The 21,627-nt window shown below is 58.0% G+C and carries 15 protein-coding genes and 3 pseudogenes; 16 read left to right on the forward strand and 2 right to left on the reverse strand.

Annotation, left to right across the window (positions count from 1 at the left end):
- Nucleotides 1-234 precede the first annotated feature (234 nt).
- The 3 genes and pseudogenes from XH91_RS40280 to XH91_RS40290 all read left to right on the forward strand — a co-directional run bounded on the left by XH91_RS40280 (nucleotide 235) and on the right by XH91_RS40290 (nucleotide 896).
- On the forward strand, nucleotides 235-627 hold the full coding sequence (locus XH91_RS40280; RefSeq protein ID WP_128929899.1) for a transposase: 393 nt from the start codon (nucleotides 235-237) through the stop codon (nucleotides 625-627).
- Nucleotides 561-701, forward strand: a pseudogene (locus XH91_RS40285) (IS3 family transposase); the annotation flags it as partial. The gene XH91_RS40280 and the pseudogene XH91_RS40285, both read left to right, overlap by 67 nt.
- Entirely contained in the window at nucleotides 699-896 is a 198-nt protein-coding gene (locus XH91_RS40290) for a DDE-type integrase/transposase/recombinase (protein ID WP_167506288.1), read from the forward strand. The pseudogene XH91_RS40285 and the gene XH91_RS40290, both read left to right, overlap by 3 nt.
- Before the next feature lie 151 nt (nucleotides 897-1,047).
- On the opposite strand, the pseudogene XH91_RS36225 reads toward XH91_RS40290, so the two are convergent.
- Nucleotides 1,048-1,586, reverse strand: a pseudogene (locus tag XH91_RS36225) (IS30 family transposase); the annotation flags it as partial.
- A gap of 560 nt (nucleotides 1,587-2,146) precedes the next feature.
- Between XH91_RS36225 and XH91_RS36235 the strand changes: the two are divergent.
- A complete protein-coding gene (locus tag XH91_RS36235) occupies nucleotides 2,147-2,563 on the forward strand; it encodes a MerR family transcriptional regulator (RefSeq protein WP_128929901.1) in 417 nt (138 codons plus the stop codon).
- Nucleotides 2,564-2,768: 205 nt separating this feature from the next.
- Here the strand turns inward: XH91_RS36235 and XH91_RS36240 are convergent, their stop codons facing one another.
- Entirely contained in the window at nucleotides 2,769-3,710 is a 942-nt protein-coding gene (locus XH91_RS36240) for a LysR family transcriptional regulator (protein WP_128929902.1), read from the reverse strand.
- Between the two features lie 725 nt (nucleotides 3,711-4,435).
- Here XH91_RS36240 and XH91_RS36245 point away from each other — a divergent pair.
- The 12 genes and pseudogenes from XH91_RS36245 (at nucleotide 4,436) to nifA (ending at nucleotide 20,253) form a co-directional block, all read left to right on the forward strand.
- The gene (locus XH91_RS36245) at nucleotides 4,436-5,029 is read left to right on the forward strand and encodes a NodA family N-acyltransferase (protein ID WP_128929903.1); all 594 of its coding nucleotides are present in this window, start codon (nucleotides 4,436-4,438) and stop codon (nucleotides 5,027-5,029) included.
- 11 nt (nucleotides 5,030-5,040) lie between these two features.
- Nucleotides 5,041-5,685, forward strand: a complete 645-nt coding sequence (gene nodB / locus XH91_RS36250; protein WP_128930191.1) for a chitooligosaccharide deacetylase NodB — start codon at nucleotides 5,041-5,043, stop codon at nucleotides 5,683-5,685.
- A gap of 7 nt (nucleotides 5,686-5,692) precedes the next feature.
- Nucleotides 5,693-7,003, forward strand: a complete 1,311-nt coding sequence (gene nodC, locus XH91_RS36255) for a chitooligosaccharide synthase NodC (RefSeq protein ID WP_128929904.1) — start codon at nucleotides 5,693-5,695, stop codon at nucleotides 7,001-7,003.
- 80 nt (nucleotides 7,004-7,083) lie between these two features.
- Nucleotides 7,084-7,692 carry an SAM-dependent methyltransferase gene (locus tag XH91_RS36260; protein WP_128929905.1) on the forward strand — a complete coding sequence of 203 codons (609 nt, stop codon included), beginning with the start codon at nucleotides 7,084-7,086 and terminating at the stop codon, nucleotides 7,690-7,692.
- A gap of 30 nt (nucleotides 7,693-7,722) precedes the next feature.
- Nucleotides 7,723-9,435, forward strand: a complete 1,713-nt coding sequence (gene nodU / locus XH91_RS36265; RefSeq protein ID WP_128930192.1) for a nodulation protein NodU — start codon at nucleotides 7,723-7,725, stop codon at nucleotides 9,433-9,435.
- Between the two features lie 8 nt (nucleotides 9,436-9,443).
- Nucleotides 9,444-10,358 (forward strand): nodulation factor ABC transporter ATP-binding protein NodI, encoded by a 915-nt coding sequence (nodI, locus tag XH91_RS36270; protein ID WP_128929906.1) that lies wholly within the window; start codon nucleotides 9,444-9,446, stop codon nucleotides 10,356-10,358.
- Nucleotides 10,355-11,143, forward strand: coding sequence for an ABC transporter permease (locus XH91_RS36275; RefSeq protein ID WP_128929907.1), 789 nt, complete (start codon nucleotides 10,355-10,357; stop codon nucleotides 11,141-11,143). The genes nodI and XH91_RS36275 overlap by 4 nt, the downstream gene beginning before the upstream one ends.
- 139 nt (nucleotides 11,144-11,282) lie before the next feature.
- Nucleotides 11,283-13,316 carry a carbamoyltransferase family protein gene (locus XH91_RS36280; protein ID WP_128929908.1) on the forward strand — a complete coding sequence of 678 codons (2,034 nt, stop codon included), beginning with the start codon at nucleotides 11,283-11,285 and terminating at the stop codon, nucleotides 13,314-13,316.
- 181 nt (nucleotides 13,317-13,497) lie between these two features.
- Complete coding sequence (locus XH91_RS36285) at nucleotides 13,498-14,526, forward strand: nodulation protein NodZ (RefSeq protein ID WP_128929909.1); 1,029 nt, start codon at nucleotides 13,498-13,500, stop codon at nucleotides 14,524-14,526.
- 646 nt (nucleotides 14,527-15,172) lie between these two features.
- Nucleotides 15,173-16,243, forward strand: coding sequence for a GDP-mannose 4,6-dehydratase (gene gmd, locus XH91_RS36290; protein ID WP_128929910.1), 1,071 nt, complete (start codon nucleotides 15,173-15,175; stop codon nucleotides 16,241-16,243).
- A pseudogene (locus tag XH91_RS36295) lies at nucleotides 16,224-17,173 on the forward strand (GDP-L-fucose synthase family protein). Before gmd ends, XH91_RS36295 begins: the two are co-directional and overlap by 20 nt.
- Nucleotides 17,174-18,537: 1,364 nt before the next feature.
- On the forward strand, nucleotides 18,538-20,253 hold the full coding sequence (gene nifA / locus XH91_RS36300) for a nif-specific transcriptional activator NifA (RefSeq protein ID WP_128929911.1): 1,716 nt from the start codon (nucleotides 18,538-18,540) through the stop codon (nucleotides 20,251-20,253).
- The last annotated feature ends 1,374 nt before the right edge of the window (nucleotides 20,254-21,627 follow it).

The following is a 21,627-nucleotide window of genomic DNA, read 5'->3' on the forward strand; positions in this document are numbered from 1 at the left end:
GCCGTTCACAGATCACTCCTTTCGCCACAGGGCCGCCAAAAGCAAACCGCCTGCCCCCCGGCCTGTTCAAATGACCTGTTGAGCCTCTGCCGCTGAATGCCGCACCGATCAGAAACAGCCCGGTGCCACACCGCACATTGGCTCCGGATATTACCGATCTCCCTTGTTGCACCCGTGAACCTCCTCCGAATTGATGGACACCTGTAGTAGGCTCGAAGAGCCAGGAGGTGTCGGATGGAAGGACGTCAGCGTCGGTCGCTTACGGACGACTACAAGCGGCAAGCGGTTGATCTCGTAACATCGAGTTGGCGCTCGATCGGATCTGTTGCCAAGGAGCTTGGCTTGCGAGAGTCCGTGCTGCGGCGGTGGGTGGAGCAGCGAGGGGTTCGGCTGCAGCCGACGGCGGCGGCGCGGCGCCCCACGACGCGGGCGACGCTGCCGTCGGCGGACCACGCGGCAGAGATCGCGCGTTTGCAGCGAGAGAACGAGCGGCTGCGCATTATGCCTGGCGCTCGCGCCCGGGGAGCCGACGATCTGCTGCCAATCGTGACCTCGTCGACGACATCAGGCGGGTCCACCGCGACACCCGCGGGCGTTATGGCAGCCCGCGTATCCATGCCGAGTTGAAGGATCAGGGCCGCGGGGCGAGCCGTGGTCGCATCGAGCGGTTGATGCGGCGTCACGGCAGCAGGGCCATCATGGCGCGGCCACGTCGGGTGCGGACCACCGACAGCCGCCACGACCTGCCGATCGCCCCCAATCTGCTCGACCGCAACTTCATCGCCACTGCGCCGAACCGGATCTGGCTGGCCGATATCACCTACATCGAGACCGATCAGGGCTGGCTCTATCTGGCTGCCGTCATGGATCTGTACAGCCGCAGGATTGTCGGCTAGGCGATGGCGGATCATTTGCGCGCCGAGCTGGCCTTGGCGGCGTTGCGGATGGCGATCGCGGCGCGGCGGCCAAGTGCCGGCCTGATCCACCATTCCGATCGCGGCGTTCAAGGCGGATTCAAGCGGTCGTCGCAACACAGATTGTGTTCACTCACGATAGCAACTCGTCAAGGGCCTCTGCCGGCGTTTTCTAACCCAGGGTTTTTCTCGGTCGAGCATTGAGGGCCGCGGCCACAGCGGCGATCTCGTCGGCGCTGTGGCCGCTCAGGTCGGTGCCTTTCGGGAAGTACTGACGCAGCAGCCCATTTGTGTTCTCGTTGGTGCCACGCTGCCATGGGCTTTGCGGATCGCAGAAGTAGATTTGGACACCCGCGTCGATCTTAAGACGATCGTGCTGAGCCATTTCAGCTCCCTGATCCCAGGTCAGCGAACGACGCAGCTCTTCGGGCAAGCTGATGATGGTGCGCGTAATCGCGCCGCGCACCGCTTCAGCTCCGTGCCCTGCGAGAGCAGGCCCATTCTTCATGCGCGGAGCTTCGCCATGCCCCGCAACCCGGGGAAGATGCAGCAGCATCGTGAAGCGCGTCGTACGCTCAACCAGCGTGCCGATCACCGAGCTGCCAAGACCAAGGATGAGGTCTCCCTCCCAGTGACCGGCACCGCGCGATCGGCCGCTTCGGCGGGGCGTTGTCGCTTAAACTCGCTCCTCTAGGCGGGGGCACCTGAGAGCTTCTCCGTGCCCGGGCCGAGGAGCCTGCGTTTTTTCAAGTCTCCGGTCCTACGCGCCCCAGGTCCGTCTCCGTTCTGCCTCATAGCAGCCAAACCCCTTTGTAAGGAGCCGCGCCGACGTGACGGATTTGAATACAAGCTAAGGGACCACGTTGCATATGCCAGGCCGCATCTATACTCCCGAAGACCTCTTAATGCTCGGACGTCTTCTTGATGAGGCCGTCGTTGCGCTCCCCGATTGCATGCGAACTCCTGCGAATCGCACAGCACTCGCGACGCTCATTCTTGAACGCACGTCCGCCGCGGACGATCTGCGTTCATTTGTCAGGCTGATGCAGCTTGTAGCGCCCTCAACGTAGTTCAGGCCGGATGCGCTATTAGCGCAATATTGCGCTACATGGCCTGCCGCAACACCCGCGTATCGCAAGCTTCGTTCGATCTACGACACGCCGCCGCCCTGCCAGGCAAGCGGTCCGAAAGCGCTTGAACCTCCCCTGGCGTCAGGTTGTACAGGTCCGGCTATGAACAGGCCTTCATTCTATAAGCGTCGGTGGCGGCGCATTGGTGAACTTGCAGATGCCACCGGCGTCACGGTGCGGGCATTGCGTCACTATGAGCAGACAGGACTGCTCACTGCTTCTCAGCGTACGTGCGGCGGCCATCGCATGTACGACGCCGACAGTTTGACACGCGTTTACCACATAGTCGCACTTCGCCGGCTCGGCCTTTCGCTTCAGGAAATCCGGAGCGCTCTTGAAGGACGCTCGTCTCTTTCGCGTTTGTTGAGCGAGCAGCTGGAACGTGCAGAGCGCGAAGTGATGCGCGCAACCGCCGTCCGCGATCTGCTGCGCCGCCTCGCTCAGAATGTCGACGCAGATGTCCGGCTAGACGAGCTACCCAACCATCTGAACCGACCTCCGGGTAAAGTCGACATGTGAGTACCTCTGCTCGAACGGCGCGCTCGGCGGCAATCAGAGTGGGGCCGTCGCCTGTCTGGACGCCGCTGCGCGACACCGTTTCCGACGACCAACAAGGGCATGCGGGTCATTTGCTGCGGCCAACCCGTGTCACGTGGAGGCCAGTAATTGAAGGCTTAGCGCGACATGCTCCGCCGCGTCTGAACGGCCCCAATTGGGGGACGCGCTACTCAGGAGCCAGGCTTGGTTCCTCCTGTGACGAACCGAGGCGAGCGGCTTCCTCAAGCAAGACCTGGCGCATCCACTTGCTTGCAGGCTCATTGTTGTGCAGTGCAGGCCATTGCAGCGTCTCCGTAAAGCCAGGCAACGGCAGGGGAAGCTTTGCAACGCGCAAGGGTAGCGATTTTGCGAAATGCCGCACCAACGTTGCCGGCATGGTCGCTACCCGGTTCGTCCCGACGAGCATGTGGGGCATCATGCTGAAGCCCTGAACCACGACCTCCACGCGCCGCTTAACTCGATGCTCCTGCATGAACCATTCGTCGATTGACGGGACGCGAGAACGGCCGAACCGGACAGCAACGTGCCCCATGGACATGTAGCTTGAGAACGTCAGCGGTCGCGCCAATCGCTTGTTGGAACGGCAGCCCACGCAAACCAGCGTCTCATCAAATAGCGTGGCCTTCGGATGCTCATCCGTCGTGTACACGTCGGGAAGAATGATAAAGTCGACCGCACCCCGCTGAAGGGGGTGGTCGAATGGATCGGCCAGTGGCATCAGCTCGAATTTGATGCCGGGCGCCTCTCGCGCGACGCGCTCAATCACCTTGCGAATAAGCACGATAGCCGCGAAATCGGACATGCAAAGGCGAAAACGGCGATTTGATTCGTCCGGCCTAAAGGGCTCGCGAGACGTGATGGAAAGCTGAATGTGCAGTAACGCTTCGCGAGTAGGTGAGGCGAGAGCCTCTGCGCGTGGGGTCAGGACAAGTTCACGGCCGCTCATCGTGAACAACTCGTCCTTGAAATACGCACGCAGGCGGGCGACCGCCGCACTCATTGCGGGCTGGCTCAAGTTGATGCTGCGTGCTGCTGCCGTCAAGTTACGCTCTGCTATCAGGGCATCAAGAGCGACGAGCAGATTTAGATCTAGGCCACGAAACCGCATTGTTCATTCATCCGCAGTGTAGATGTAACTCATCTAAACAATCGATTTTACCCGCGCGCGCCACGATGGAATAAAAGTGACGTGTCCGACGCAACACGTTAGATTTTGGAGACCACGATCGTGGCGCTGCGCATTGAACATAGTGAACCGCGAATCATAGCGACACCGCCCCAGGCATTTCTTGAAGCTCACATATGGTCTCAGCCCTGCAGACCCCTTGGTCTCGCGACCCAGTTATCAAGCGGCAATGGGCTCTTTACAACGATCAATCGGACAGCGCGCCCCATCCAATCGACACCACCATGCGTGCCCCTTGCAAACAGCAACAGGCGCTATCCCAGTTCGAGCGCGCCATGTCTTACATTAGTAGCCCGTACCAGTTCACACATTCAAACCACCTCGATCACCCCATCAAACATCTTTAAGGCGAGTAATACATCAGAGGTGCTTTGTCTCGCAACTCGCAGGACGCCGATATGTCCGCGAAAGGACGCCGATATACCATCGTATATTGTACAACCTGACCGCACCCACCTTCTTTCTAGCAGGATTCCTGTAGGGCTCCCGCGGCCTGCTACGCATTGCGCCGCATTCCCAAGTCGTTCTTCGCCGAACCGCAGGAGAGCGCCTGCAGCAGCCCCGTGCGCTCGATTCCGTGCGCACCCTGCTGTAGCGCCTCACCTCATGCATACACGGCAATGAAGCCAAACGTAGGAGATGGGTCGATGCGCCCCCCAATACAGTGGCGGACGTGCTGGGAGAATGAGTTGGAGCTATCGGATCATATCCAGCTCTCGGCATTCTTACGAGCGGCTTACGGACCGACCGGAACGTTCAATGCACGTCCCTTTGAGGGCTATCGGAGCTGGGCGGGTGCGAGGCCCGAGCTCCGATGTGTCGGCTACGACAGCAGGGGCGTTGCGGCTCATCTTGGCGCGCTGCGACGGTTCATCAAGGTCGGCGATGCCGACGTGTTGGTGGCCGAACTCGGATTGTACGCGGTACGCCCCGACCTAGAGGGTCTGGGAGTGCCACACTCTGTACGCGCAATGTATCCTACACTACACCTGATGGGCGTTCCTTTCGGATTTGGCACAGTCCGTCATGCGCTCAAAACGCACATCACGAGGTTGCTCGATCGCCCAGGGCTGGCCTCGATCATTCCGGGTATACGCGTCCGTTCTACGCTGGCGGAGGTCTATCCTGCTTTGCCGCCCACGCGAACAGACGACGCTCTTCTCGTCGTTTTGCCTGTCGGAAAGCCGTTGAGCGAATGGCCGCCCGGAACGACAATTGAGCGAAACGGGCCCGAACTGTGACAGGCCTCTCTATGCACTTAACAAGCGTTGGCGATGGCAGGCAGTATGCTGACTCACCAAGCGTCCACTTGACGTTCGACGACGGGCCGCACTCTTTTTATACCCCGCACATCTTAGACATCCTCTCCCAACATAACGTGCCGGCGACGTTCTGCGTCATCGGCAGATATGCAGCAGAACATCCGCACATTACGCGCAGGATAGTTTCCGACGGACACGAACTCGCAAACCACACCATGAACCATCCCGATCTCTCGAAATGCGAGCCAACGAAAGTCGCGTCGGAGATTGCACACGCGAACTGTGCCATTAAGTCGGCTTGCCCGGAGGCTCGGCTCCGACATGTGCGTGCGCCATATGGGCTCTGGACCGAACATGTGCTCTCCTGCGCCGCGAGCGCTGGGCTCGGCGCACTTCACTGGTCTGTAGACCCTCGCGACTGGTCTCGGCCTGGTGCGGATGCGATCGTCAGCGCGGTACTGAGCTCCATCCAACCTGGAGCCATTGTTCTTTTGCACGATGGCTGCCCTCCCGATGAACGCAATTGGGGTCATGATCAAAGGCTGCGCGATCAGACAGTATGCGCCGTCAGCCAGCTAATTCCCGCATTGCACAGTCGCGGCTTTGCAATTCGTCCCATTCCTCACTTTCACTGAGACCAGAATGAGCCTGCTTGTGACCGCCAGCACTGCCGCGATTGGATCATACACAATCCTTTCAGCGTTTTATAAGAGCGCTCAAATGATCTATGCAATAAAGAGCCGGGCCTCATCGCCGCCACTCACGGACGTCGATCACGAAACGATGCCCAGTGTCGACGTTATCGTTCCTTGCTACAATGAAACGCCAGACACCCTGTCGGCGTGCTTAGGCTCGATTGCCGCCCAGGATTTTACTGGACGACTGCGCGTCTATGTCGTTGACGATGGCTCTCAAAACCTCGCTGCTGTCAAAGCTGTCCACGACGCTTACGCGCAAGATACACGATTTCGCTTTATCATTCTGCGAAAGAACGTAGGCAAGAGGAAGGCGCAGATTTGTGCCATCCGGCAGTCATCTGGAGACCTGGTTCTCAACGTCGACTCTGATACGACGCTCGCAGTCGATGTCGTCACAAAACTAGCAGCTAGCATGCACGAGCCGGAAGTTGGTGCCGCTATGGGCCATCTGGTCGCGACCAATCGGGATCGCACTTGGCTCACGCGGCTCATCGACATGGAGTACTGGCTTGCTTGTAACGAAGAACGCGCTGCACAAGCCAGCTTCGGTGCTGTTATGTGCTGCTGCGGACCCTGCGCCATGTATCGCCGTTCGGCTCTTACATCGCTGCTCGACAAGTATGAAACGCAATATTTCCGCGGGAAGCCCAGTGATTTCGGCGAGGATCGTCACCTCACAATACTTATGCTGCAGGCAGGGTTTCGAACTGAATACGTTCCAGATGCGATAGCCGCAACCGTCGTTCCCGACAGGCTCGGACCTTATTTGCGTCAACAACTACGCTGGGCACGCAGTACGTTCCGCGACACGCTGCTAGCACTGCGGCTGCTGCCTCATCTTAATGGCTATCTCACATTAGATGTTATCGGACAGAACCTTGGCCCTCTTCTTTTGGCTCTGTCCATAATGACCGGGCTCGCTCAGCTTGCGACCACGCACACCATACCATGGTTGACGATCGTTGCTATTTCATCGCTAACGCTGATGCGGTGCACCACAGCGGCGATTCGTGCTCGTGAGGTGCGATTTCTTGGCTTCGCGTTGCACACGCCAATCAATCTGTTCCTAGTGCTTCCCTTGAAAGCCTATGCATTGTGTACATTGGATAACAGTAACTGGCTCTCCCGTACGACGCCTCCGGCATCACTCTGCGGGGCTCCGGAAACGATCCACGAACGTGACGCCTGTCACCATGATGCCGCTCGGCGACAGCCGGCAGCGCTGGCGGTCACCGGGGAGGGGACCACCCGTTAAGGCGCTCCAACGCTCGGCCTGTGATCTAGGACCGCGCTCAAACGCGGCGAAAACAAGCGCACTAAAGTAAGGAAGGGTGAATGACATTCGATAAGGTACTGCGCTTGCTCGAGCGGGAGATGGAGGCGGACGACCCGTGGCGGCTCAACGCGAACCCATTCGAGCAAGAGCGCCACGCGCACTTGCTCCGTCTGTGCCTCGCGGAAGGCGCGGTCGGTAACGCGCTTGAGGTGGGTTGCGCAGCGGGCGTCTTCACGGCAAAGCTGGCGCCCCACTGCCAGCAACTCGTAGCAATCGACGTTCTGCCGCGTGCGATCACTCGAGCAAGGGAGCAAGCTCAATGGCCTCATATCGCCTGGCACATCTCTGACGTGCGGGACCTCAACGCAACTAATCCATTCGACCTGATCGTGGTGGCGGAAGTGCTTTATTATCTTGAAGATACCGGCCAGATGGGTGACGCCATCGAGAAGCTCACGCGAATGCTGGCGCCCAGCGGACGGCTCGTTTTCGGATCAGCGCGTGACGCCTCTTGTCAGCGTTGGGGGCATCCTGCGGGTGCCGAAACAATGCTTGATGTTTTGAATGAACATCTGGTCGAGACTGAGCGCGTACAATGCCGTGGCGCGAGCATCGACGAAGATTGTTTGATTGCGTCTTTTCGCACTAAGTCGAACTTGCCAGACTAGTGCATTCGCTGCGGCGAACACGGAGTGACTATGCGAATCTGTGGAATCAAGCTGACACATGACGGAGCGGTTGCCGTTGTGGAAGATGGGCGCTTGCTCTTCTGCATAGAGCAAGAAAAGAGAGCCAATAATCCACGCTATCAAGCCATCACCGACCTCTGCGCAGTCACTCTCGCGCTGGCCGAACACGGCTTAAGGCCCACGGATGTTGACCGATTTGTCATCGACGGCTGGGACGGGCTGACGCACTCGCAATTTGATGTCCTAAGTGAAGGGGTGCCGCTCACCATTAAGGGAGCGCCATATATCGAGTCCCACGAAAACACGCTCCTCACGCCCTATGCCGGGTCGGGCCTCGTCCTCGATCGGGTGCCTTTACGTTATCATAGCTATGCTCACGTAGCCGGCCACGTGGCCGGCGCTTACTGTACCAGTGCTTTCGCCAAAGCCCGAGCCCCTGCATTGTGCTTAGTGTGGGACGGCTGCATCTTTCCGCGCCTGTATCATGTAGATCCGACCGGAGCCCGCTTCCTCGACACTCTTTTCCCTTTCATCGGCCATGCCTATGCTATCGCTGGGCAGCACTTCGGGCCCTATCGTCAAGCCAGCAGGGCAGGCTGGGATCTTGGTGTCGCAGGTAAGCTTATGGCGTATATCGGGCTAGGCGCTCTCGATGAGGGCATTCTGGCAGTCTTTCAAGAGATGTATGAAGCGTGTCTAGCCGGTCCTTCCGAGCGTGCTCGCGCTTACCGTGCCAGCATAAACGATCCTGAAGCCTTACTTGCCGCCACTGACTGGTTTTTCGAGGCATGCGGTCGTCGGCTCACCGGTACGCCTTCCGAAGATGTACTCGCATCTTTTCACGTTTTTCTGGAGCGGCTGCTGGAGCAAGAAATAGGACTTGCTCTGCTACGGCACTCAGGTCTTCCGGGCTTACGGCACCTGTGCATCGCTGGAGGGTGTGGACTTAATATAAAGTGGAATAGTGCTCTGCGCGCGACGGGATTGTTTGATTCAGTTTGGGTACCCCCGTTTCCAAATGATAGCGGCTCAGCAATTGGCGCGGCTTGCGCCGCCATGGCCGAGCCAAACGCTTTGACTCCTTTGGAGTGGTCAGTTCACAGCGGACCGGCCTTGACCGGAAGCAACCCATCAGGCCAATGGGAGGCTTTGCCCTGTACCATCGTAGAGCTTGCGGCTCTCATCGCTACAGGCAAGCCCGTAGTGTTCCTCACCGGCCTCGCGGAGCTCGGACCCAGAGCACTCGGCGGCCGCAGTATTATTGCGGCTGCAACCTCCAAGGAGATGAAAGACCTTCTGAACGATATCAAGCTACGGGAACGATTTCGTCCCGTCGCTCCTATTTGCCTCGAGGACCGGGCTGCTGAAATTTTCGATCCCGGCAGCCCAGATCCTTACATGCTCTTCGACCATCAAACCCGTCGCGAATGGCGGACAAAAGTTCCCGCTATCGTGCACCTGGATGGTTCTGCCCGATTGCAAACAATCTCCCGAACGTCTCCGCAAAAGATCGCTGCTCTTCTGGTCGAGTATGAGAAACTTACAGGAATTCCGCTGCTCTGCAACACGAGCGCCAACCATCCTGGCCGGGGGTTTTTTCCTGATGTTGCTAGCGCTTGTGACTGGGGTCGCGTCGACCATGTTTGGTGCGACGGCTTTCTCTGGCAACGATCCGTCGAAGCTGGTCTGACATTATCCAATTCCGCTCTGGTCACTGACTAAGACAGCCTATGTCCAATCCAGCGATTCAACTGACTGACGTCCAAAAGACTTATCATGATCGAGGCGTCGTACGGGGTCTGACCTTTAGCGTCGCTAAGGGAGAGTGTTTCGGGCTACTCGGTCCAAATGGGGCGGGTAAAAGCACGATCGTTCGGATGATCCTCGGCCTCATATCGCCCGATGCCGGCCGGATCACTGTTTTGGGTGAGCAGGTGCCGGCACGCGCCCGTTTGGCGCGCGCGGGCATCGGCGTCGTCCCACAAGTTGATAATCTCGAGGATGCGTTCACTGTGCGCGAAAATCTCCTCATATTTGGACGGTACTTTGGACTGAATACGCGCGAAAGTGAGGAGGCTGTGCCTTCGCTGCTCGAATTTGCGCGACTTGAGGGTAGAGCAGAGTCACGGGTCGCGGATCTGTCCGGCGGCATGAAGCGACGTCTCGTGCTGGCCCGTGCCCTGATCAACGATCCACAACTGCTCATCATGGATGAACCCACGACCAGCCTCGATCCCCACGCCCGCCACTTGATTTGGGAACGCCTGCGTCTTCTGCTCGCTCGAGGAAAGACTATCCTGCTGACGACCCACTTCATGGAAGAGGCTGAACGACTTTGCGATCGCCTCTGCGTGCTAGAGAATGGACGTAAGATCGCCGAGGGTGCGCCCAATGCTCTGATCGACTCTCAGATTGGCTGTGATGTCCTCGAGGTCTACGGCGGAAACCCACTCGAGCTCCGTGCGATAATAGAGCCTCACGCTTCGCGCATCGAGGTGAGGGGAGAGACGCTGTTTTGCTACGCGCCGGATCAGGCGGCGGTGCGGCTTCGGCTTCGTGGATGCACCGGTCTGCGCCTTCTGGAGCGGCCGCCTAACCTGGAAGACGTCTTCCTGCGGTTGACGGGACACAGGATAGACGCATGAAGACGATATCCAAAGCAGCCTTGCCATCGGACGCACTCAGTTGGATCAGCGTGTGGCGCCGCAACTATCTGGCATGGAGGAAGGCCGCCGCTGCTTCGCTGCTTGGCAACTTGGCCGACCCGTTGACCAACCTCTTGGGTCTCGGCTTTGGGCTCGGCCTGATTGTCGGCAATGTAGACGGTCACTCATATGTCGATTTCTTGGTCGGCGGAATGGTGGCAACCAGCGCTATGACCGCGGCAAGCTTCGAAACTCTGTACGGAACGTTCGCTCGCATGCGCAGCCAACGAACCTGGGACGCAATGATGTGCACTCCGCTCACGCTGGGTGATATCCTCCTCGGTGAATTGGTTTGGGCAGCAAGCAAGGCCACTTTGGCGGGCACCGGAATCGCGCTTGTTGCTACGGGGCTTGGCTATGGCACCTTATTATCCACGTTCTATTGTTTCCCCGCTCTCGCCCTCACCGGCCTTGCGTTCGCGAGCGCGGCGCTCGTCGTTGTCGCGATTGCCCCAAGCTACGACTATTTTGTGTTCTACCAGACTCTCATCTCGACCCCTATGGTGTTCCTATCCGGGGCAGTCTTTCCCGTTGCGCACCTTCCGCCCGCTCTCCAGTTGGCTGCAGCCGCGTTACCTTTGGAACATTCGATTGCGCTAATACGGCCTGCAATGCTCGGGCTACCACTCGATAGCATCGGCGCGCATGTTGGTGTCCTTTTCGCTTACGCAGTACTGCTCTTCTTACTGTCGGCAAAGCTATTTCGGCGACGCTTATCACACTGACGATGCCCAGCCGCTTAATGAACGCACACCCTGTTTCTCGGCCTGCGCTTGCCGGCCTATTCGCGTTCAACGTCGCGGACGTTTCATTACCCGGCCGCCCTAAAGATCATGATTACTACCACACTTGCTGGAGGATAGAATGCTGTGTCTTGGATTGAGCGGCGGATTGGATAAGGTCCATGAATATCGACCTGCACTCTCGCACACATTCTTGCATGATGGCGCAGCTGTCATGGTGCGTGACGGGCGTGTGTTAGCCGCGGTTGAAGAAGAACGCCTAAACCGAATTAAGCATTCCAACAAATTTCCCGCCCAGGCCATCCGCTACTGCCTGGCTGCTGCGGGAGCGCAATTAAAGGACATCGATCGCATCGCATTCTATGCAACCGAGTCCTATTGCAACGCGATGCTTCGGCTTTTGTTTGGTTCGGAGACGCAGAGTGGCATCCCTCTCGACGCCAGAACCCTTCTACAGCTTATGCTATCGCAGGAGTTTGATACAGAGATCGAGCCATCGCGCTTGTCATTCGTCAGTCACCATCATGCGCATGCAACAAGTGCTTTTGCTGTGTCCGGCTATGACGAAGGTCTAGTCTTGGCAATCGACGGCGGCGGTGATTTCCTCTCCGGGATGGTGGCCATTGGATCGGGAAGTCGTCTTACTCAACTACATACCTTCCCAGAGGACGGTTCCCTCGGATTGTTTTACTTAGAGGCAATCAAGTGCCTCGGTTATGGCTTGTTCGACGAGTACAAGGTTATGGGCCTTGCTCCGTACGGGGACTCCTCGCGTTTCCGAGAACTATTTCAGCAATTCTACGAATTAAAGGAGAACGGTGGCTACAAGATACATTTGAACGACATCGCTCCGGCGTTAGAGCACGACATACACGTTCGCGGCAAGGGAATGCCGTTCACCCAAGAGCATAAAGATGTTAGTGCAGCCTTGCAGGAGGCCTTGGAACGTATTGTTTTTCATGTTCTCAGGCATTACCGTGAGGTGACCGGCATGAAGCGGCTATGCTTGGCTGGTGGTGTCGCCCACAACTGCACCATGACCGGTAAGTTGCTCTATACAGGACTATTTGATGATATCTTCGTGCAGCCCGCGGCGCACGATGCTGGATGCGCACTCGGCGCTGCTCTCATGGTTTCCGAAGAACAAGGACGTCCCGCACCCCGTGAGCGGCTTCAGCATGTCTATTGGGGCCCGGCACTTGGGGATGACCATGCTGTAGAGCGAGAGGTTGCTGCATGGCGCGGGCATATCGACGTGCAAAGAAGCGCGAACGTGGCGAGCGTGGTAGCTGAATGGATAGCCAACGGTTCGGTTGTTGGCTGGGTCCAAGGCCGCTCCGAATTTGGACCGCGCGCCCTCGGTAACCGCAGCATTGTTGCTGACCCCAGACCAGCAAAGAATAAGGACCGCATAAACGCCATCGTTAAAAAACGCGAGGGCTACCGGCCGTTTGCACCTTCCGTATTGGAGGAACATGCCGCTGAGTTTTTCGATCTTCCTAAGACCGCGGGAGCTTTTCCGTTCATGAACTTTGTCGTTCAAGTTCGTGATTGCAAGCGAAGTGTGCTTGGTGCGGTTACGCACGTCGATGGTACAGCACGGCTGCAGACGGTGTCACGTAGATCGAACCCGCGGTACTGGGAGCTGATTAATCAATTCCACAAGCGGACGGGCGTCCCTGTCCTCCTCAATACATCTTTCAACAACAATGTCGAACCGATCGTGCAGTCGGTTACCGACGCAATGGTCACGTTCCTTACGACAGATCTTGACGCCCTCGTGATCGGATCGCTTCTCATCACGAAGCGCGTCGCCACGCCGGAGGACTGGGCTGCGCTCCGCGTTTCCTTACCGGCCTACACTTCACTTCGCCGTACCCCGGATCACGTCACCGCAGAGTGTCGGGAGATCGTCTGCGAGACTTATACCACCTTCTCCGATGGCGGCGCTGTGCGCATCTCGCCCGATCTATTCGAGTTGCTGCATGGAATCAAAGGGGACGCCGCCCTCGGCGAGCTTCTCGCTCACGTAAAGGGCGAGCGGCGCGACGCAATCATCCTTGAACTTCGGCAGTTGTGGGAAAAGCGCCGCATCTGCTTGCGTCCCGCCGCCAACAATCTGGGAGATCTGCGCGATCAGGCGCATGCGACTTGATAGGTATCTCTTTGTCTAGCTAGCGAACGGCAATCCATAACCGACCTCTTGGTCGCGAAGCGGACAAGCTCTCGCAACCTAACATACGGCTCGCGACGGCCTGGCGGACGATAACACTGCCGGTACTTTCCTGCCGTCCAGGGTGAGCAACTTATTCAACTGCCGGAGCAATGGATTCAAGATGACTCATCAACAGCGCTTCGTCATTTCCAGGCGTCGCACCGGTTTCGGCGATTGCTTATGGTCGCTCGCGTCAGCCTGGCAATACTCCAAGCGAACAGGGCGCACTTTGGTCATTGACTGGCGCGGATCTTGCTATCTCTCTGACCCCTTTACAAACGCCTTCAGCGTGTTCTTTGAGCCGCTCGACAACATCTCGGGCGTACCCGTTATCTGCGACGATAAGATCAATCAACTCTGCTTTCCTGGGCCGTTTTTTCCACATTGGTGGAACAGGCCTGCAATTGACGGCGTTTACCGGTCGGATGACCAAATTTTCCACGAGCGTGATGAGCTGCGCAGGTTGTTGGTAACGTCAAGGGATATCCAGGCGAATACTATCGTTTGTGACGCTTGCTTAATGTGGGGCTGTGATCAGGAGGCCGAGCGCAACATATTCCAAAGCATCACACCACGCCAGGAGATCAGGCGTCGCATCGACGATGTTTACCATCGAGCGTTTGAGGGGCACGATGTAATCGGGATACACGTTCGGCACGGGAACGGTGAAGATACTATGGGTCATAGGCCTTATTGGACCGACCCACGAGTCGCTATGGAGCAGGTATGCGCTGCAGTTGAACGGGCAAAAGCATTGCATCATACACGACCGACAAGGCTCTTTTTGTGCACTGACAGTCCCAGCGTCGCTGATCACCTTTCGGCTGTCTATTCTGAGCTCTTCAGCATTCCCAAACGCTTCCGAGCGAACGATGCTGGCCCGCTGCACACTGCAGATCTTGGAGTCGAGGGCGGATTCGCTGCTCTCGTGGAAATGTACCTCCTGGCCTACTGCCATACCGTTATCCGATTTCCGTCGACAAGTGCTTTCTCGCGCTACGCAAGCCTAGTCGTCCCCCAAGTAATCGAATTTAGCTTGGACGATCCAAGCCACTTGATCTTAGCCGAAAGGTCATCCGCCGAGCACGCGCCAGATGCGCGCTCTCTCGCCGGTCCTCACGAGCGGCGGCCAGCGAAGCCGGCCTTTTGATGCTTGCCACAGGACGTCAAGCCCCACCAGCGCCAAGAAAGGCTTAAATGAGCCTAGCACTTACTTCAGCAGTCACCAGGTACAACGCCTCGGTGCCATATCTGGACATCGGTTCGAAGCCATCCAATGGACTCCGCGCGAAGCGAGGGTGCGACACTGCTGTCGTAATGTCTCACCGACCTATGCCGTTCTCCGACGGAGCCGGCTCGGTTCGTATCCCAAGCACCTTGTTTGGTGAAGGCGAGTGCTGCGGATGAAGGTGCGGCGGGAGTAGATTTCTCAAATGAGTTACCGATGCCCATACCTGGAGATAAGGTGGTCACACATTGTGCTGGACCTCTCTATGCACACGAGGGAAGGGCGCCGAGCTCACCTCGCGCGGGTTGATGCCGGATGCAGGCCTCCCAGGATCGTTAATTCAGGCCCCAACGTACTTGGTATTCCTTGCTGCTTTCACCACACAGCGCCTTGCCAACTTCTCCACGGCTGAGAGATGGTGGAGCCAGGGCGCGCCGCCACACTTCCCCGGAATATGAGCACTAGCGCCATAGTAGTTTGACCACGCCGGACGATATGTCAGAGGGACAGGCTTCGGCCGTTGCTGGAAGTCGGTAGGCCCCTGAGGCATTTGGGAGCATTTGTGAATATGGCTGAGCGCGTCGCTCTCATCACCGGCGTAACCGGGCAAGACGGGGCTTATCTCGCCGACTATCTACTGTCGCTCGGCTATGTTGTGCACGGCATCAAGCGCCGCTCGTCCTCGTTCAACACAGCGCGCGTCGATCACCTTTACCAGGATCCGCATGTCGGCAAGGTCCCGTTCCTGATGCATTACGGCGACATGACGGATTCGACCAATCTGATCCGCCTGATACAGCAAATCCGGCCGACTGAGATCTACAATCTCGCCGCCCAAAGCCATGTTGCCGTCAGCTTCGAGAGCCCGGAATATACCGCTAATGCGGACGCAATCGGGGTGCTGCGCCTCCTGGAAGCAGTCCGCATTCTTGGAATGGAGAGGCACACGCGGTTCTATCAGGCTTCGACCTCGGAGCTTTATGGCCTGGTGCAGGAGATTCCGCAGAAGGAGACGACCGCATTCTATCCACGCTCGCCTTATGGCGTCGCAAAGCTGTATGGCTACTGGATTACGGTAAACTACCGCGAAGCCTATGGCATGTTCGCCTCCAACGGTATTCTGTTCAACCATGAGAGCCCGATCCGTGGCGAGACCTTCGTGACCCGCAAGATCACGCGTGCCGTCGCGCGCATCGAGGTCGGCCTGGAAGATGCGCTCTATCTTGGCAATCTCGAAGCCAAGCGGGATTGGGGCCATGCCCGCGACTATGTGGCGGGCATGCATTTGATCCTGCAGGCCGATAAGCCAGACGACTTCGTGCTTGCCACCGGAGAGATGCATTCCGTGCGGGAGATGGTCGAGCTGGCCTTCGCGCAGGTCGGCCGCCGCATCGAATGGCGGGGCGTGGGCGTCGAGGAAACCGGCCTCGACGCTAGAAGCGGCAAGACCGTGGTCCGCATCGATCCGACCTATTTTCGCCCCACCGAGGTTGATCTTTTGGTCGGCGATGCCAGCAAGGCGCGCACCAAGCTCGGGTGGAAGCCAAAGCGGAGCTTTGTCCAACTGGTTCAGGAAATGATGGCGAGTGATCTGGCCGAAGCAAAACGGGACGCCGACAATGGCAGCCACTTCCTTTGAGCTGAAGGTCACACGCGTCTACGTCGCCGGTCATCGCGGCATGGTCGGCAGCGTGCTGGCGCGCCGGCTCGCGCAGGAGGAGGTTGAACTTGTGACTGTCGACCGGCACGGTCGACCTCTGCAACCAGGCCGCCGTATTCGACTGGTTCGCAAAGAAGACGCCGCAAGTCGTTTTTCCTTGCCGCGGCCAAAGTCAGCGGTATCCTCGCCAACAATACGCGGCGCGCTGAGTTCATCTACGATAATATTGCCATCGCGCCGAACGTGACCCATGGCGCGCATCTGAATAGCGCCGAGAAGCTGATGTTTCTTGGCTCCTCCTGCATCTATCCGAAGCTGGCGCCACAGCCGCTTCGCGAGGACTCACAGGCCAGCTGGAGCCGACCAATGAGCCCTACGCCATGCAAAGATCGCCGGGATCAAGATGGCCGAGGCCTATCGCAGCCAGTATGGCAGCGACTTCGTCAGTGTAATGCCGACTACTCTGTACGGCCTTGGCAACAATTGTCATCCAGAATACAGCCACGTCGTAGCCGCGCTGATCCGGCGCTTTCACGAAGCGACGCTTGCCGGCGCGAAAAACGTTGTGGTCAGGGACACCGGCTTGCCACGCGCAAATTCCTTTATGTCGACGACATGGCGAATGCCTGCCTCCGTTTGATGAAGCGCTATTCTGAGTCCGAGCTCGTCAATATCGGGAGCGGCGAGGACATCATCATCGCCGAGTTCTCCCGCCTCGTCGCCGAGGTCATCGGTTATCGAGGCGAGATCAGCTTCGACACCTCGCGTCCCGGCGGCATGCCACGCAAGCTGCTCGATCTCCGCCGCCTTGACAAGCTCGGCTAGCGGGCGACGACGTCGCTTCGCGACGGCTTGATGCGCGCCTATGAATCCTATCAGGCGTTCACTCGGCTCCCGCCGCAAACCTAGATACGATTACCACAAGCAGGAGTTAGCCGCAGGGAGCAGGAACGACATGCCACACGAGGCTGCCACGCGGTCGTGGCGATGATGCTCACGATCATCTAGGCGCTCATTCTATCGCGTGATGCCTGGGTCTCGGTGTCGTTCGACTCGTCCTGCTGTCCCATGACGCACCCCCTCAGGGTGGAACCGCGGACGAGCTCTATCCTGAGACGCCGCTCTGCGATTCGCTTCTTGGCAACGGTAGTAGCAATGAGAGGCGCTCCGTGGTTGCGGACCAACGCGCACCATCGCCTTACACTCCCTCGTTTGACCTTCTCGCCATTGCGACGTGCCGGTTCCAGACTCAACCGCCCTGACGGCCCTCGTCAGCGGACGTTTCGTAATCGGCCATGCTGACATACCGGGCGCCCTCCAGTGGAGACACGGGATCAGTCGCATCAAGCCGTTGAGCGAACACGCGGAGGACCGCGTCACCGGCCGCGCAAAGCGCCTTTGCCCGACCGCCTCACTCTGCCATTTTGCATGCAGCCTGTCAGTAAATCACTCTAGGTCGACGGCACCAATGCTTCGTCAATAGGCCTCCGACCGTGAAACCACCGCTTACGGGCGCGGTGTTGACGGCTCGAGGCGACCGAGTCAGCCGGCCATTGCGAATGCTTCGTCAGCGTCCTGCGAATCCGGCACAGCTTTAAGCGTCGGAGCGACGCGCTGCGGCCAAAGGAGGTCAAGGAGCACGACGACCTCGCAAACCAGTCTGGTGCCTGATTACGTGTCTCGAGCGAAACGTCCCGGCTCCTACAGCTGCCTCTACAGCTGTTACGGCCATTGTTCTCGCGTAAATCACAGTACCCGGACCTCGTCCGAACGCACTTTTGCCCGACTACGGCTGAGCTCGCATGCCGCGCCTCTCGCAGCCCTCCCAATGGGCAGCAGCGCGCTGAAAGCGATTTGCGGTGGCACCTTCATCGGTACACCAGTCCAGGACGAGCGGAGCGAGCTGCATGACCACGACTTTGAAAGAAGTCCGATTGTCACCAATCGGAAATGGCGGCCCTCGCAGCTTCGCCGAACCTGTTCACCTGAGCCTAGATGCTGCCCGCAGTAGGGACCGGCATGGACGACAGACGACCTGCTATCTCTGAAAGCACTCGAGGATCATTTGCATAAGATGCGCCAATATGGCGCACTCCTTGCGTTAAAGGACCTCACATATTCAAACTGGCGACGCTGCACCGGAGCAAATCTCTCGTCCAGGGCTGACTCTTTAATCATGGTTGGCCTTGTCGTCGCTGCACGAAACGTTGTTAGGTCCGCGACAGCGCAGGCGCCACGGCCGGCGTAACAACGATCGGCGGAAACCGGACAATATGACTAGCGACATTTTGTCTTCAACATCACAGTTCAAGTCACCGGGAGCGGAGGCCTCTCGCAGCGACGCTCAATGGGCACACCCGAAAGTGCCTGAGATCCTGCTGCGCATAGCGGAACAACTCGCCGCGCCCTTTCGGCTCGAGCTTCGGCTGGAGGCCGTCGTCGCGTTAATACAGTCTCAGCTTCAGATGCAACATTGTGTGGTCTGTCTGCATGCCGGTCACAACGCTCCGGCGATTGCCGTGGGCGCGGGCTGGACTGAAGGGAGCGATCAGCGTTTTCGACTCCGCCTGCCGCAAGGAGCTGTCGAGCGCGTGCTCAATACGGCCACACCCCTTATAATAACCCCTACGCAACCGAACAATTCCCAGACCACAAGCGATTCAGGTTCATCTGACGCCACGGCACATAGTCGATTGTCGTTCATCGCCGTTCCAATCGCTGTCGAGAGCACGACCGTCGGGGTGCTCTCGGCCGAGCTGTTCCGGGACGGGTCCCCATCGTTAGATCCCAATTCACACGTGACCCTTCTCCTCGCTATCGCGAACATGCTCGGCCACTTTCTGAGGTCATACCTCTCCACGGCCCACGATGACAGCGAGCCGCCTCTTGCGACCGATGGCAACCAGACAACGTTGCCGCAGGATGATCAAGCCGAAGCGGACCGCAACCTAACGCTACCTGGCGTAGTTGGTCGCAGCCCGGCCCTGCGCAAGCTCCTCCGCAAGATCAATGTGGTCGCTAAATCAAATGCAACGATACTCTTGCGAGGCGAGTCCGGTAGCGGAAAAGAGGTTGCTGCACAAGCGATCCACGACCTATCGCCCCGAGCCAACCGCCCATTCGTCAAACTAAACTGTGCGGCATTATCGGAGACTATTTTGGAATCTGAGCTGTTTGGACACGAGAAGGGCGCCTTTACCGGAGCCATCAATTCGCGCAAAGGGCGCTTCGAGCTGGCTGACAAAGGCACGCTGTTTCTCGACGAGATTGGTGAAATCTCACCTTCTTTTCAAGCGAAGCTGCTGCGAGTGCTACAACAGCAGGAATTTGAGAGAGTCGGCGGTACACACACGATAAGAGTTGACGTTCGACTCATAGCAGCGACTAACAAGGATCTAGAGGTCGCCGTTTCGCAGACACAATTTCGCGCGGATCTCTACTACCGTCTGAGCGTCATCCCTTTGCTTGTCCCACCATTGTGTGAGCGCCGCGACGATATTCCGTTGCTCGCTACTGAATTTCTTCGCACGTTCAACTCCGAAAACGAGCGCTCGTTGACTTTCGAACCAAGCGCGTTCGACGTATTGAAAAGTTGCGAATTTCCCGGCAATATTAGGGAGCTTCACAATTGCGTTCAGCGGACTGCCACCATGGCGGCCGGTCCAGCGATTAACAGTCGCGATTTCGCCTGCAAATCCGATGGTTGCTTCTCCGCTCGACTTTGGAAGAGTAAGCAGCCGCTATCGATGCCGTCACAACCGCTGCCGCATACGGGGCCATGCGATGCTTCATCCGAACCCGCTCACGGAACCACGCTCTCGCACCTGCAGGTTACGAGAGGTGAGCGAATAATTGATCGCGAGCACCTTATCGCGGCCATGGAAAGGGCGGGCTGGGTACAGGCGAAAGCAGCACGGCTACTCAAACTGACGTCGCGCCAAATAGGCTACGCACTCAAAAAACACGGAGTCGAGCTAAAGCACTTATAATCACCCTTGACTGCAACCGGGGGATCGTTTGAAAGCACAGGTTCACGCTTCAGCTTACCGGGCCACTAAGGCACGAGCAAATCACACGCAGACTCCGCCGGATGCTTCTCGTAAGATAGACCGCTTTCAAGGCAGAGGCGCAGTTCAACCGATCATCTACACCACGGTGCGCCAGCGACAGCTCACACCGTTGCTCATCTGATGCTTTCGTGTGGCGGCCCACCTTGACTAACCACTTAGCGACTCTGCTCATCTAGCACCCGACCACACTGGTTCAATGAATTCGCTCCGCCAGGCGCCTTTACTTCGACGATACATCAGGCCCCTTAGGCTGGATACTCGCTTGCAATCCGACGCCACGTACATCTCCTGGACACGCTGCTCACCGTGCGTCGAACGCCGGACGTAACCGACCGCGCTACTTAGTGTCAGCCAGCGCCAACACCGTACGACAATCTATATGATCGCCGGCTCACTTTGATACACCACTCGGCCGCTCGCGGGTTGACAGAACCAAGCGGCATTCCGCACTCACACCGGCCACGTTTGACTTCAGACACGAAGTGATTGCGTTCGCATCAGGTATGGCCGCGCTACAGAGCCGAAAGACGTCGGCGATACACGCCTGCTTTTCCTGTTCCGTGGGTAGAGGCCCGCCGGCTTTGGCGTACATGAATGACAACGAGTTTAGCGCGGCAACAATACTAACCGTTAGCATATAGTACTTGAATCTGTCGCTCCAGCAAGATGAGTTGAGCTGCCTTCGACGCATGATATCCTCTCAAGGTAGGTCGGCTTAGGTGGACACGGTGTGCTATAACGTTTGTAGGTCGCAAGTCGACGACTTCGAGTGCTACCGAGAGGGTATGGCTCGAACGGTTGCTTAGTGGGCCATCGTAACCTGATTGAATCCATCTGCACGGACGATGACCATCAATTCATTGATCCCGGTTTATCGACCGCACGGCCAATCCAAACCACGAGCAGCGCCCCTGTTTGTGGAGCCGCCCGATCTGGCTCACGATGCCCGGTACATCGCCCAAAGATAACACCATTGCGGCCTCGCGCGTCTCGTCTCGAACTGCTCATTTGCTTCACATCGTACAATCTCTCGCTGCGTCCGATTCAACCCCTCTCTTAACCAACTGAGCACATTTGTAAGCAGCCGTGCCCGCGCCCCACACTCGCCGCCCCGGTTCAACGAGCCGGCACCTCAGAGAGTTCTCAACGGCCACCATCATTGCCTCGGGAGCTGTATCTCGCAATCAACAGCCAGCACCGGCCACGTTGGCCTGACTATAGCGCCCGCTTTTCGCAATGCCCTTTCGCTCGGACCTACACTTAGATCGGCGCGGGTCGTGGACAGAGCGCACA

It is taken from the genome of Bradyrhizobium guangzhouense, assembly GCF_004114955.1.
Lineage (GTDB): Bacteria > Pseudomonadota > Alphaproteobacteria > Rhizobiales > Xanthobacteraceae > Bradyrhizobium > Bradyrhizobium guangzhouense.